This window comes from Streptomyces sp. NPDC030991 (assembly GCF_055571235.1).
The window spans coordinates 144,760-157,724 of record NZ_JBVIFR010000018.1 but is presented as its reverse complement, the minus strand read 5'-3'; the positions used below and the strand labels follow the sequence as shown (position 1 = coordinate 157,724).

At 72.3% G+C, this 12,965-nt stretch carries 10 protein-coding genes and 1 pseudogene; 2 read left to right on the top strand and 9 right to left on the bottom strand.

The genetic code is table 11. The annotated features are described in order from the left end of the window. Positions 1–91: 91 nt before the first annotated feature. Positions 92–991 carry a helix-turn-helix transcriptional regulator gene (locus ACZ45E_RS29615; protein WP_468226297.1) on the bottom strand — a complete coding sequence of 300 codons (900 nt, stop codon included), beginning with the start codon at positions 989–991 and terminating at the stop codon, positions 92–94. A gap of 264 nt (positions 992–1,255) precedes the next feature. Here ACZ45E_RS29615 and ACZ45E_RS29610 point away from each other — a divergent pair. Next, positions 1,256–2,270 (top strand): annotated as a pseudogene (locus ACZ45E_RS29610) (zinc-dependent alcohol dehydrogenase family protein). Between the two features lie 7 nt (positions 2,271–2,277). Here ACZ45E_RS29610 and ACZ45E_RS29605 read toward each other — a convergent pair. From ACZ45E_RS29605 to ACZ45E_RS29590, 4 genes are all read right to left on the bottom strand, one after another. Next, positions 2,278–3,273 (bottom strand): zinc-dependent alcohol dehydrogenase family protein, encoded by a 996-nt coding sequence (locus ACZ45E_RS29605; RefSeq protein WP_468226294.1) that lies wholly within the window; start codon positions 3,271–3,273, stop codon positions 2,278–2,280. A gap of 36 nt (positions 3,274–3,309) precedes the next feature. Continuing rightward, the gene (locus ACZ45E_RS29600) at positions 3,310–4,098 is read right to left on the bottom strand and encodes a triose-phosphate isomerase (protein WP_468226292.1); all 789 of its coding nucleotides are present in this window, start codon (positions 4,096–4,098) and stop codon (positions 3,310–3,312) included. Positions 4,099–4,105: 7 nt separating this feature from the next. Then, positions 4,106–4,714 (bottom strand): 6-phospho-3-hexuloisomerase, encoded by a 609-nt coding sequence (hxlB, locus tag ACZ45E_RS29595; RefSeq protein ID WP_468226289.1) that lies wholly within the window; start codon positions 4,712–4,714, stop codon positions 4,106–4,108. Between the two features lie 649 nt (positions 4,715–5,363). Beyond that, positions 5,364–6,722, bottom strand: a complete 1,359-nt coding sequence (locus ACZ45E_RS29590; protein WP_468226287.1) for an MFS transporter — start codon at positions 6,720–6,722, stop codon at positions 5,364–5,366. Positions 6,723–6,927: 205 nt separating this feature from the next. Between ACZ45E_RS29590 and ACZ45E_RS29585 the strand changes: the two genes are divergently transcribed. Beyond that, a complete protein-coding gene (locus tag ACZ45E_RS29585; RefSeq protein WP_468226284.1) occupies positions 6,928–9,960 on the top strand; it encodes an AfsR/SARP family transcriptional regulator in 3,033 nt (1,010 codons plus the stop codon). A 45-nt stretch (positions 9,961–10,005) separates the two neighbouring features. On the opposite strand, the gene ACZ45E_RS29580 is transcribed toward ACZ45E_RS29585, so the two are convergent. The 4 genes from ACZ45E_RS29580 to ACZ45E_RS29565 all read right to left on the bottom strand — a co-directional run bounded on the left by ACZ45E_RS29580 (position 10,006) and on the right by ACZ45E_RS29565 (position 12,965). Continuing rightward, a complete protein-coding gene (locus ACZ45E_RS29580; protein WP_468226281.1) occupies positions 10,006–10,347 on the bottom strand; it encodes a hypothetical protein in 342 nt (113 codons plus the stop codon). A gap of 110 nt (positions 10,348–10,457) precedes the next feature. Beyond that, positions 10,458–11,711 (bottom strand): ATP-grasp domain-containing protein, encoded by a 1,254-nt coding sequence (locus ACZ45E_RS29575; protein WP_468226278.1) that lies wholly within the window; start codon positions 11,709–11,711, stop codon positions 10,458–10,460. A gap of 22 nt (positions 11,712–11,733) precedes the next feature. Beyond that, positions 11,734–12,768, bottom strand: a complete 1,035-nt coding sequence (locus ACZ45E_RS29570) for an ATP-grasp domain-containing protein (protein WP_468226275.1) — start codon at positions 12,766–12,768, stop codon at positions 11,734–11,736. Further along, on the bottom strand, positions 12,765–12,965 hold the full coding sequence (locus ACZ45E_RS29565; RefSeq protein ID WP_468226272.1) for a tautomerase family protein: 201 nt from the start codon (positions 12,963–12,965) through the stop codon (positions 12,765–12,767). Before ACZ45E_RS29565 ends, ACZ45E_RS29570 begins: the two co-directional genes overlap by 4 nt.

The following is a 12,965-nucleotide window of genomic DNA, read 5'->3' as shown; positions in this document are numbered from 1 at the left end:
CTATGAGGGCGCCCCGGCGCCTTGCGATCGCACGCACCAGACGCCGCGGGGCCCGCCCTTCGGGCGGACGACGGGACTTTCGAAACACGCCCTAGCTGGTCCTCGTGTGCGGCGCTTCGTCGGCCGGGTCGGCTTCCTCGGTGGCGACCAAAGACGCGAGGAGGCGCAGACCCTCTTCGGAGGGTGAGCCGGGTTCGGCGGTGTAGATGGTGAGGGTGAGGCCGGGTTCGGCGGCCATCTCCAGGCCCTCGAACGCGAGGGTGAGGTCGCCGACGGCCTGGTGGTGGAATCGCTTGCTGCCGGTGCCGTGGTGCCGGACATCGTGTGCGCCCCAGCGGGTGCGGAACTCGTCGCTGCGGGTGGAGAGCTCCCCGACGAGGTCGTGCAGGTCCTTGTCGAGCGGGTTGCGGCCTGCCTCGGTGCGCAGGATGGCGACAGCCACGTCGGCGAAGAGGTCCCAGTCCGGGTAGAAGCGGCGCGAGGCGGGGTCGAGGAAGTTGAAGCGGGCCAGGTTCGCCTGGTTGCCGGGCGTGGCGTGGACGTCGGCGTAGAAGGCGCGGGCGAGCTGGTTGGCGGCCAAGATGTCCATGCGGCCGTTGCGGACGAACGCCGGTCCCGCCGTGACGGCGTCAAGGGTCCACTGGAGGCTGCGGTGGGGCGTCCACTGGTCCTGGGTACGCCGGCGGCGGGGTCTCGTGAGGGCATCGGAGCCGTCTGCGGCCCTGGCCAGGTTCAGCAGGTGGGCGCGTTCGGCGTCGTCGAGCCGGAGGGCGCGGGCGAGGGCTTCGAGGACGGCCGGGGAGACGCCGGCGAGATTGCCGCGTTCGAGTTTGGCGTAGTACTCGACGCTCATGTCGGCGAGCGCCGCCACCTCGCTGCGGCGCAGCCCCGGCACACGGCGCCGGGGGCCGGCGGGCAGGCCGGCCCGCTCGGGGCTGATCTTCGCGCGCCGCGAGGTGAGGAACTCGCGGACTTCTTCACGATTGTCCACACCCTCGACGTTACGGCCCTGGCGGCGTGTGAGGGATGCACTGCTGGTACACCCCTCGTCGGTGACTCGCTGCGCACGCGGAACTGGGTTCTTCTGGATGAGGTGGCGCTTCGCGTTCGTCCCCGGGTCCCGGGGTCGGCAAGAGCGCCGGGCCCGGGTCGGCGGGCGGCCGCGGGGCCGCCCCCGGGCCGGGACGACATCCGGCGGACAGCGGTACGCCCGTGTACCGGCCGCCGAGTACACAACCGTAAGGAGCCTTTTCTCATGCGCGGAGCAGTGATCCACGCCCCCGGCGATGTGCGCTTCGAGACCGTGGACGATGCCAAGATCCTCAAGCCGACCGACGCGGTCATTCGCACGGCGGTGACCTGCGTGTGCGGCTCCGACCTGTGGCCCTATCGCGGCGCGGAGCCGACCGAGCACGCGCACCCCATGGGTCATGAGTACGTCGGCTTCGTGGAGGAGGTCGGATCCGAGGTCACGGCGGTCAGGCCGGGCCAGTTCGTCGTCGGCTCCTTCGCGACCTCGGACAACACCTGCGCGAACTGTCGCAACGGCTTCCAGTCCAGCTGTCTGAACCGTGAGTTCATGAGCACCTGCCAGGCCGAGTACGTGCGCATCCCCAACGCCCAGGGCACGCTGGTCGCCACCGACTCCGTGCCGGGCGAGGAGTTCTGGCCCGGTCTGCTCGCCGTGTCCGACGTGCTGGGCACCGGATGGTGGGCCGCCGACGCCGCCGAGGTCGGGCCCGGCTCGACCGCGGTGGTGGTCGGGGACGGCGCGGTCGGTCTGTGCGCTGTCATCGCGGCCAAGGAGAGGGGGCGGAGCGGATCATCGTCATGTCGCGCCATGAGCCCCGGCAGAAGCTCGCCCGGGAGTTCGGTGCCACCGACATCGTCACCGAGCGTGGTGAGGAGGGCGTCGCCCGGATCAAGGATCTGACCGACGGGACGGGCGCCGACTCGGTCCTGGAGTGCGTCGGCACCGCCCAGTCCATGCAGCAGGCCCTGCACGCGACGCGCCCCGGTGGCAACGTCGGGTTCGTCGGCTCCCGCACGAGGTCGCGATCGACGGGCAGGAACTCTTCTTCTCCCACGTCGGCCTGCGCGGCGGACCCGCCCCCGTACGCCGCTACCTGCCCGACCTCATCGAGCGCGTCCTGAGCGGCCGTATCGACCCCGGCAAGGTCTTCGACCTCACTCTGCCCCTCGACCAGGTCGCCGAGGGGTACAAGGCGATGGACGAGCGCCGCGCCATCAAGACCCTCCTCAAGCCCTGACCTGCACTCAGTGCGGGACGGTCAGGACGATCTTGCCGACGTGAGTGCCCGACTCCATGTAGCGGTGGGCGTCGACGATGTCTTCGAGGTCGAAGGTCTTGTCGATGACGGGTGTGAACGCGCCGGCGGCAAGGCCCGTGTTGACGAAGGAGACACCGCGGCGCAGGCGTTCGGGGGCGGAGGTGATCTCGAAGACGGTGTACGTGCTGGTGGACAGGGCGGGGAACTCCTTGGCCCTCGGCAGGGGTGTGGGGCGTGTGTCGAGAGCTCCGTAGACGAGGAGGCGCCCGCCAGGGCTGATGGCTTCGGAGAGGGTCTCGATGCCCGGTCCGGCGACGGGGTCGATCACTTTGCGTACGCCGGCGCCGTCGGTGATCTCCTCGACCCGGGCCGGCAGGTCTTCGTCGTCCGTGACGATGACGTGGGCCGCGCCGGCTTCCAGGAGACGTCGTCGTTTGTCCGCCGTCCGGGTGGTGGCGATCGGAACGGCCCCGATGCGGTGGGCGGTCTGGAGGGCGGCGAGCCCGACGCTGCTGGAGGCGGCCGCGATCAGGACGTGGTCGCCGGGGCGGAGGAAGCCGTCCTCGGCGAGAGCTCCGTAGGCGGTGAGATAGGCCATCCACACCGCGGCCGCCGTCTCGGGTGCGACGCCGTCGGGCCGGGCGACAGCGGCTGCGGCCGGCACCAGTACGTGGTCGCCGTAGGTGGCGTACTGGTTCTGCTGGAAGGCGGGGACCACGCCGATGGTGTCGCCCTCCGCGAAGGTGCTGACGTCGCTGCCGACCGCTTCGACCACCCCGGCGGCTTCGTAGCCCAGGCCGGAGGGGAAGGTCGGCTGGTAGAAGTAGGTGCCCTCGCGGAACATGACTTCGGCGCGGTTCAGGCCGATGGCGTCGACCCTGATGCGTAACTCGCCGGGCCCGGGGTCCGCCACCTCTGTCTCGCGCAGGTGCAACACGTCGGGTCCGCCGGTCCGATCGAATTTGACGGCTTTGGCCAACATTTCTGGTGCTCCTTCGACCGTGCGGTGCGGGGTGATTCACGTTTTGGGTGTGCTGTCGGATCGCGCGACGGCCGCGCCGTCCGACGCGTTCGCGAGGAGTTCGGCGGTGACCTCGTGGAGCATGCCCGGGTCCTGGGCCGCGCGGCCCACCGCCACTCCGTCCCAGGGGGCCGCCGCGCGGAGTGCGGTGTAGGTGCCGGGAGTCACGGCGCCGCCGTAGAGGTAGCGCACCGTGGAACGGGCGATGCCGGTACGCAGGGCCTCCAGGACAGCGGCGGCGTGGTCGGGGTGGGCGCCCTGCGAGCTGCCGATGGCCCAGACCGGCTCGTAGAGGACGCGGGCGGGACTGTGCGGGGGAAGGTCGGCGAGCGCGGCGCTCGCCTGGGCGACGACATGGGCCGCCGCGGCGTCGGCGGAGACACGGCGGTCCTCGCCGACACAGATCAGCGGGGTCATGCGCGCGTCAGCGACCGCGGCGGCCTTGCGGGCGATGTCCTGGTCGTTCTCGTGGAAGAGGCGGCGGCGTTCGGCGTGGCCGAGCATGACGAGACGGCAGCCGATCTCGGCGAGGAGGCCGGCCGAGACCTCCCCCGTGACGGCGCCGTCACTGTGCCAGCAGTTCTGGGCGCCCACCCCTATGCCGCTGCCCGACAGTTTGTCGAGAGCGGCGGGGATGAGCGGGTAGGGAAGGCAGGCGAAGAACGAGAGGCGGGCCAGCGACTGCGAGTGGGGCAGGAGGACCTGGTCCAGCCAGTCCATGGTCTGTTCACGGCCGAGGTTCATCTTGGTGCTGGTCAGAGTCAGGGGTGTGGCGTGCTCCTCCACAGGCTTCTCACTCCAGGTTGGCGTGGCGGCTGAACATGGCGTCGGGGTCGATGCCCCGGGTCTGCTGAATGACCTGGACCAGGCAGTCGAAGAAGACAAAGGCACCCTGCTCGAACAAGGTGCCGACGAACTGGCTGGAGGCGCGCGGCTCGTAGTTCTCGCTGTACTCACACAGGTGCACCACCAGGTCCGCGAGGGATTCAAGGGCGGACTCGGGGGTGCCGGTGATCGTCGCGATCCGTGCGCCGGCCCGGGCTGCCGCTTGTGCCAGGCAGAGGACGCTCGGGGTCTCACCGGACCCGCTGCACGTGATCAGCAGGTCTCCCGGACCGATGGCCGGGGTGGTGGTGTCGGCCGCCACGTGCGCGACGAACCCCATGTGCATCAGCCGCATGGCGAACGCGTCGACGGCCAGTTTGGACCGCCCGGCGCCGACGACGAAGATCCGGTCGGCTTCGGTGAGTACGTCGATGAGGGCGCGGGCCTGCTCCTCCCGGGTGAGCTGGAGCAGCGCTTCGATCTCCCGGAGTATGACGCGCCGGGCGGTGGCGAACGCCCCGTCGACGCCTTCGGGTATCTCCGGTGGGGTGTCGGGCCTCTGGGTCTGATCGACCATGGTGTCCTCTCGCAAGGCTCACGGGGCGGGCGCGGATGGCTCGGAGGTCGGAAGGTCGGGTGGCGGCGCCGGGTGCGACGCCGCACAGGCGTGTGCCGACGGTGTGGGTGTCCGTGCAGGTGTCGGTCTCGTGCGGTGCCGAGGTGTGAGCCGGAGCGCGGCGGCCATGGCACCGAGATGCAGCCCTTGTGCCGTGCGGACCGACGTCGGCCGTGTGCCGACTTCCAGGCCGGCTGCCGGGATACCGGGCGGCTGCGGCGAAGTAGCGGGCGATCCGATGTGCCGCTGCGCGGCGCTGTGGTCGGTCAGCCACCGGCGGTTCAGCGGCGGGTGCGGATCACCGCCCTCGATGCCGGAGAGGAACGGATCGAACGTACGGAAAGAGAAATCCCGGCCGGTGTAGGTGTAGCCGCACATGATGCCCGGACCGGGGTGACGAGGTGAGTCGGATGCAGAAGTCGGGCCGCGTCACGCGAACCGTTCATCGGGGACACGGCAGCCACGTCAGGATATGGCGCGGAAAATCGTCGGTGTACTCAGCATCCACCGTCTCCGCCTCCGTCGGCCATAGCGCGACAAGGCGCCCTTTGATAGCCCCAATTCGCTATGCGGGGCTGATCTTTCACCCTCTCGCGCCTCATCGGCCCCCTCAGCCGCGCTCGGCGGAGTGTTCGCGTGTCCGGGGCAGGCACTCCGGTTCGGCGGCCACCGGCTCTCCGTACGGCTCGTTCATCGCGCTCCGCTCGTCCTTCACGGACCCCTCGCCCGTTGCGGGCGGGGTGGCGCGGACCGCGTGCGGGGGCAGTTTCGGCTCGACCCGCAGCAGCGCGAGGCTGCCGAGGAGCACACCTGCCGCGAGCAGGCCCCATGTGAGGGTGGCCGACGCGGCGAGCAGCGCGGTGAACATCGCCGGCGCCGCCGCCTTGGCTATCGACCAGGACAGGAAGTACGTGGCCAGGTAGCGGCCCCGCAGCGCGTCCGGCGCCGCGTCGGAGGCGAGCGCGCCCGAGGTGGTGCTGTGCATCAGTTCGCCACCGGTGTAGGCGAGGGTGGCCAGGCCGAGACCGGCGTAGAGCCAGGGCCCCGTGCCCACCTGGTCCAGCAGGGCGAAGCAGCCGAAGGAGGCCGCGAAGACCACGCCCGCGAGCGCCGCCGCCCGGGTCCTTCGGGTGCGGACCAGCACCCTCGTGACCGGGATCTGCGCCAGGGCGACGACCACGGTGTTGAGGGTGAACAGGAGGCCGGGCACCGACGGGGAGGCGTGCAGCGACTGCGTCACGTACACCGGGAGGATCACGCTCAGTGACGAGTAGCACAGGGCGAGCGGGATGTTGGCCGCCGTCAGCCGCAGGTAGGCGCGGTCGCGCAGCACGGTGCGGTAGCCGGCCTTCGGTGCACTGGCGTCGGGGGTCGCCGCGGCGGGGGCGCGCCGGGGTATCGGCAGCGTCGCGATGAGCACGGCGGCGACAGTGAGGCCCACGCCGCTGCCGAGGACCACCGCCTGGTAGGCCCAGTCCGCGGAGACGCCGAGGACCACGCCCGCGAGCAGGCCGCCGATCCCCATGCCCGCGTTGCGCAGGCTGTACTGCGAGGCCAGCAGGCGGTCGCGGTCGGTGCCCCGCGCCAGTTCGGAGACCAGTGCCTGCACCGACGCCTGGAAGGAGCGGTCGCCGACCGCCACGAGTGCGGTGGCGAGCAGCACCTGCCAGAAGCTGTGGACGAACGGGTAGCTGAAGAAGCCCACCGCGCGGACGACGAAGCCGCCCACCACGGCGCCGCGCGCTCCCCAGCGGTCGATCACCGCGCCCGCGAGCGGGCTGACGCACAGGCCCAGCAGTGCCGCGATGGTCATGGCGGTGCCGATGCGGGGCATCGACAGGTCCGTGACGTGGCGGAAGTAGAGCAGCGAGACGGGCACGTACAGGCCGCTGCCGACGGCTTCGGCGGAGACCGCCGTCAGGTATCGGTAGCGGCGGACCTGGCCGTCGCTGGGCGGGTTCTTCGGCAAGACTGCTCCTCGGTTCTTCAGGTGACCGGCGCGCGTTCGAACCCTTTCACCTGGCCTTACGCGGTCGGTCGTATCACGCCGTGCAGCGTGCCGTGCGGCGTTCCCGATCGCCTCCCGGATCGGTCCCGGCCATGCCGTTCTCGTATCGTTGAGCGCCGGCAAGCCTTCTTCCCGAGGTATTGCGTGACCTAGACGGAGGAATGCGATGACGGAAGCAGCCGCGCCCCTGGTGCATCTCAAGATTCTCGGTTCGCTGGAGATCTGGGTGTCGGGAGAGCGACTGCGGCTCGGCGGACCGATCCAGGAGCGGGTCCTTGTGAGCCTGCTCCTCGAACCGGGCCGGGTGGTGCCGGTGACCCGTCTGGTGGAGGCGGCGTGGGACGAGGAGCCGCCGACGACCGCCGCCCATCAGGTCCGCAAGGCCGTCGCGGACCTGCGCCGGCGCATCCCCGGCGGCAGCGGCCTCATCGTCACGGACGGGCCGGGCTACCGGAGCGCCGTCGAGGACGAGCGGCTCGACCTGAGCCTGTTCGCCCGGCACACCGCGCTGGCCCGCGGGCATCTGGCCGCGGGCGCGTCCCGCGACGCCGCGGACGCCCTGCGGCTGGCGCTCGCGCTCTGGCGCGGCCCCGTCATGGCAGGTGAGGGCGGCCGGACGATCGGCGCCGCGGCCACCGCTCTGGAGGAGCGCAGGATCACCGCGGCCGAGCAGCTCTTCGACCTCCGGCTCGCCGAGGGCGACTCCGGTGAACTCATCGGGGACCTGCGGGAGTTGGTGGCCGGTCATCCGCTGCGGGAGACGCTGCGCGGGCAGTTGATGCTGGCCCTGCACCGGTCGGGCCGGACGGCGGAGGCGTTGGAGGAGTACGGGCGCGTACGCGAACTGCTCGCCGACGAGCTGGGCATCGACCCCGGGACGCGCCTGGCCAGGCTGCATGAGGCCATCCTGCGCGACAGTGCCGAACTCGCCGTACCGGAGCGCCCGGCCGCCGCCGCTCCGGTGGCGCCGCCGCCCGCACCGCGGCCCGGCGGGAATCTGTGCACGCTCCCCTACGACCTGGCGGACTTCACCGGCCGCGAGGAGGAGTTGGGCAGACTGCTGCGCGCGGCGAGCGAGTCGACGCGCAGCGGCACCCGGATCATCGCCGTGGACGGTATGGGCGGCTGCGGCAAGACCTCCCTGGCGGTGCGGGCCGCGCACCAGCTGGGTGACGCGTTCCCCGACGGCCGTCTCAGCTTCAACCTGCGCGGGTTCTCCCCGGGCGAGGAGCCCCTGCACCCCGTGGCCGTCCTTGGCTCGCTGCTGCGCACGGTGGGCGTACCCGATCAGCAGATACCCGAGGACGAGGGCGGTCGGGTTGCGCTGTGGCGCGCCGCGCTCACGGACAAGCGGCTGCTGATCCTGCTCGACAACGCCTTGGACTCCGCGCAGGTCATGCCGTTGCTGCCGGCCGCGCCCGGCTGCCTGGTCGTGGTCACCAGCCGGGCCCGCCTGGTCGACCTGGACGGCGCCGAGTGGATCTCTCTGGGGGTCTATCCGCCTCAGGACAGCGCCGTCCTGCTCGCCGAGACTCTCGGTGAGCAGCGTTCGGCGGCCGAGCCCGAGGCGGCGGCCGAACTGGCCGAGCTCTGCGGCCATCTGCCGCTCGCCCTGCGCATCGCCAGCGCGCGGCTGCGGAACCGGCCGCGCTGGACGGTGCGCTACCTCGTGGACAGGCTGCGCGACGAGACCCGGCGCCTGGGCGAGCTGAGCTCGGGCGAGCGCAGTGTCGCCGCGACGATCCGGCTCTCCTACCAGGCGATGGAGGAGCGGCACCGCACTGCCTTCCGGTTGCTCGGCCAGCATCCCGGCGCCGATGTCGACGTCCATTCGAGCGCGGCGCTGCTGGGCGCGGATCTGCGGGACACCGAGGACGTCCTGGAGCGGCTCCTGGACGTGCACCTGGTGCAGCAGCACGAGATGGGGCTGTACTCGCTGCACGATCTGGTGCGCAGCTTCGCGCTGAGCCTGCACACGGCCGACACCGAGGCCGCGGACCACGGCGCGGTCGAGCGGTTGCTCGCGTACTACGTGGCGGCGTCCGACGAGGCCTGCGCCGTGCTCTTCCCCGGCCGCGTCAGCCAGACGGCGAGCCGTCCGCCCGCGCCGCCGGGACCGGCCGCGGAGCTGCCGGCTCTGAACGACGCGCAGCGGGCCGGTGACTGGCTCGACCGCGAGTACACGGCGCTGATGTCGGCGGTGGTCCTCGCGCAGCGGCAGGACCTGCACGGGCAGGCGGTCCAGCTGGCCCGCAACGTGCTCTTCCATCTGAACCTGCGCAGTTACTTCGAGGAGTACCAGCGGGTGGCGCACCTCGCGGTGGTCTCGGCCCGTCGGCTCGGCGCCCCGCTCCCGCTGCGCACCAGCCTGTCCAACCTGGCGTCGGCGCACTGGAAGCTGGGCCGGTTCGGGGACGGGCTGCGGGCGGCGGAGGAGGCCCTCGCCCTCGCCCGGTCGATCGGTGACCAGCACGGGGAGGCCGTCAGTCTCGACCAGCTCGGTCTGCTGCACAGCTGCGCCGGGAACCTGTCCGAGGGCCGCGAGCATCTGCGGCGCAGCCTGGGCCTGCACACGAACCCGCTGCGCAAGGCGATGGCGCTGTGCAATCTCAGTACGGTGTGCGGCTGGCTGGGTCTGCACGACGCCGCGGTGGCGGCGGCGCTGGAAGCCGTCGCGCTGCATCGCGCCGGGGGCGACGACGCCAACGAGATACCCGCCCTGAACGACCTGGCCGCCGCCCACCTCGCCCAGGGCGCCCCGGAGGCGGCGATGACCTGCCTCGACCGTGCGGTGCAGCTCGGTGACGACTCCCGGATGCCGGAGGACCTCGCGGTCACGTTCGCCCTCGCCGCGGAGGCGGGGCTGGCGCTCGGACGCCCGGAGCGTACGTCGGAGTACGCGGAGCGGGCGTTGGAACTGGCCCGTACGAAGGGCACGTTGATGCGCCGCAGTCAGGTCGAGAACCTGGTCGGCCGGTTCCTTCTCGGGTGCGGCGACGCGAAGGGCGCGCTGGAACTGCACACCTGCGCGCATCGCTGCGCGGACTCGATCGGGTACCGCATCGAGGCCGCGCGTGCCCTGCACGGGATCGCGGAGGCCGAGGCGGCGCTCGGCGAGGAACTGTCCGCACAGGTCCGGCGGTTGCGTGCGGAGGAGATGTTCGAGGCGCTGCGGATCCCCGTGGGACACCGGAGGTAGGCCGCCCCGGGCCTCGGGGCCCGGGGCGGGGTCGCTCGACGCGGTCTACGGGGCGTCGGGGCCCCCGTTGTTCAGGAGCGTCCTCGCCACGGAGTCCCCCACGCTCCGCTGCCCCGGGCTGTCGGGGCCCCCGTTGTTGTTCAGGTTCGCCACGACCGACCCGCTGACAGTCCGCTTGGGCGGACTGTCCGGGCCGCCGTTGTTCGTCAGGCCGTTCAGCGTCGTCTCCTGGGATCTGAGGTCCGGCACACCCGCCACGGAGTGTGTGTGCGATCCGCCGTCAGCCCCCTTGACGAGTTCCTGCGCGTGCGCGGTGGCCGTCGTCCCCCAGCCGAACGCGAGAACCGCCGCAGTGGTCCCCACGAGTCCGGCCAACTTCCTGCGCATGTCCTGCTCCTTGTTCTTCGTCCGTGTGGTGCTCAGCCCTGGTCGGCTGTTGTGCCTCATAGTGGCGGGCCCCGTTCCCGATCCGTTCCCGAGCGGTTACCGAGTGCGACTCAAGTGAGGACGATCTCCCGCGCGAACCGTTCTCCGATCTCCCTCAGCCGCTCCTCGCACACCGCGCGCGTGGGGCCTGTGAGGACCGCCGCCGCGAGGAAGTCCGACGAAATCGCGGCGGGCGCCACCTGCTCGCCGGGCGCCGCGAACACGCCGTAGAACTCGAGCCACGGCTCCCGCGGCGGCGCGGGGACCGCGCGCACCCGGCCCGGCCGCTTCATCATGAGCACCTGGCCCGCCATCCGTTGCGGGCGCAGGCGCTCCCCCGCCGCGAGGCCGGTGAGCGCGGGCAGTTCGAGACCGGCCTCGGCGCGGGCCGCGTACTCCACCGGGTGGATGCCGTACGCGGCGGTCAGTACGTCCCTGATCCGCCCGCCCGGCGGCCTGCACGCCACCTCGCACAGGACGAGCCGGCCGTCGGGCGTGAGGAACACCTCCGCGTGGAAGGCGCAGTCGGCGGGTGCGCCCAGCGCGTTCAGGAGCCGCTCCGCCAGTTCGGCGAGCCGGCCGCTGACGGGGTCGTCCGGGTCCAGGGTCAGATCGACGCGCGGCCCGGGGTCGGTCCGGAACGACGCGAGGTCGTACTGGTACTGCGAAGGGGAGACGAGTACGGCGCGGCCGCCCGCGACGACGCCGTCGACATGGCACATGCGGCCCGGTACGTACGCTTCCAGCAGGAGGTCCTCCCGCCGGGCATGATCTGGGGGGAACTCGGCCCGGATGTGCTCGTCCAGTTCCTCCGGGGTGCGCACGATCCGCAGCCCGATGGAGCCGAACCCGTCGCGTGCCTTGAACACCAGCGGCAGCCCGTGCCCGGCCGCGAAGTCCCGCACGTCCTGCGCGGTCCCGGGCACGGTGTGCGCGGCGACCTCGATCCCCGCTTCCGCGGCCCGCCGCTTCATGAGCACCTTGTCGCGGAACGGGAGTACGTCCGCGCGGCGCGGGCCGGGCAGGCCGAGCGTCTCGCGCAGCAGGGCCGCGCGCAGCAAGTCGGCCTCGTGGTGGGCGATGACGTGGGTGACGCCGTGTTCCGCGCTCAGCTTCAGGGCGAGCCGGGTGACGGCTTCCTCGTCGTCGAAGCTGTCGATGAGCTCCAGGTGGCGATAGCCGCCGTGGCCGGCCGGCACCCGCTCGCCGCCCTGTTCGATCCGGTCGCGGGCGGCGATCATCACGACGCCGCCGTCGTGACCGTCCAGCCAGCGGTCGTAGGGGAAGGGTTCGAGCGGGAAGCGGTGCAGGACGAGGACGGTCACGGAACGTCTCCAGGAAGTGGGGTCAGGATGTGTGCGCGGCGGGGGTGCGCAGGGCGTCCGCGAGCAGGCCGCGGACCGTGGCGATGCGCGCGGACGCCTCGCTCGGGGTCGCCGCCGCCACGACGGCGTGACCGACGCGCGCGGCCGGGCGCCCGCCCGTCGGCACGTGCAGCGCCCGCAGGTAGGGAAGGGCGCCGACCGCTCGGAAGGCGTCATCGGCCGCTCCCCCGTCGCCGCCGGCCGGGTCGAGTGCGAAGGAGAGCGCGGCCGCGGCCGTGTGCGGGACCGGCCGCGCGACCGGTTCGCCGGCCAGGGCCCGGAAGAGCCAGGCCCGCGGGTCGGAGCCGCTGGCGAGGCGGATGAGGTACGGGACGGGGTCCGGCCCGAACCCGGGGGTGGCCGCCACGACGCGTGCGCCGCGCGCGGTCAGGATCACCTCGGTGTACGCGGGGCCGAACTGGTAGGCGGCCAGGTCCAGCAGCGCGGTGGTGACGGCCCGCGCCTCCGCCCGCTCGCACGGTGTGAGCGGGGCCGGATACACGTGCGTGGTCGCGGTCCGGCCGGCGCCGTGCCGGGTGACGATGCCGAGGACGTGATGCGCGCCCTCCACGCTCAGCGTCTGGACGCCGAACGCGGCCTCGCTCGGGGAGTCGACGCGATGGCCGCTCGTCGTGCCCGACTCGTTGAGCAGCCGCCGCGTCGAGGCGGGATCGGCCAGGTGGCGTACCGAGCGGGCCCCGGTCACCGACAGCCCCAGCGCGTCGGCCGCCTCCGACGCGGCGGCGCGGCCGGGGCCTTCGCCGAGGTAGAGGACGTGGTCGATGTCGTACCGGCGGGCGGTGTCCATGATCAGCGCGGAGAGGCCGGCCGCGTCGTCGGCGTCGGCCTGCGCCAGCAGTTCGGACAGCCGCCGGACCTCGTCGAGGCAGTCCGGATCGCTCCGGGCGGGGTCGCACACCGCCCACACCCGGAACCCGGCGGCCACCGCTTCGCGCACCAGCCGGTGGCAGGGCAGCACCAGCAGCAACCGGCGGGGCCGGCCCGCGCCTGCGGTCACCGGGGCGCGGCGACGAGTTCGTCCGCGAGGGTGCCGCCGCAGGCCCAGTGATCGTGGGCGACATCGCGGACGATGACGGTCACGGCCTCCCTGGGACAGCCGGCGATGCGTGACACGCTCTCGGTCAGTTCGGCCACGACCGCACGGCGCGCGGCCCGGTCGTTGCCCTGCCACCAGTCGACGGTGATCACCGGCAT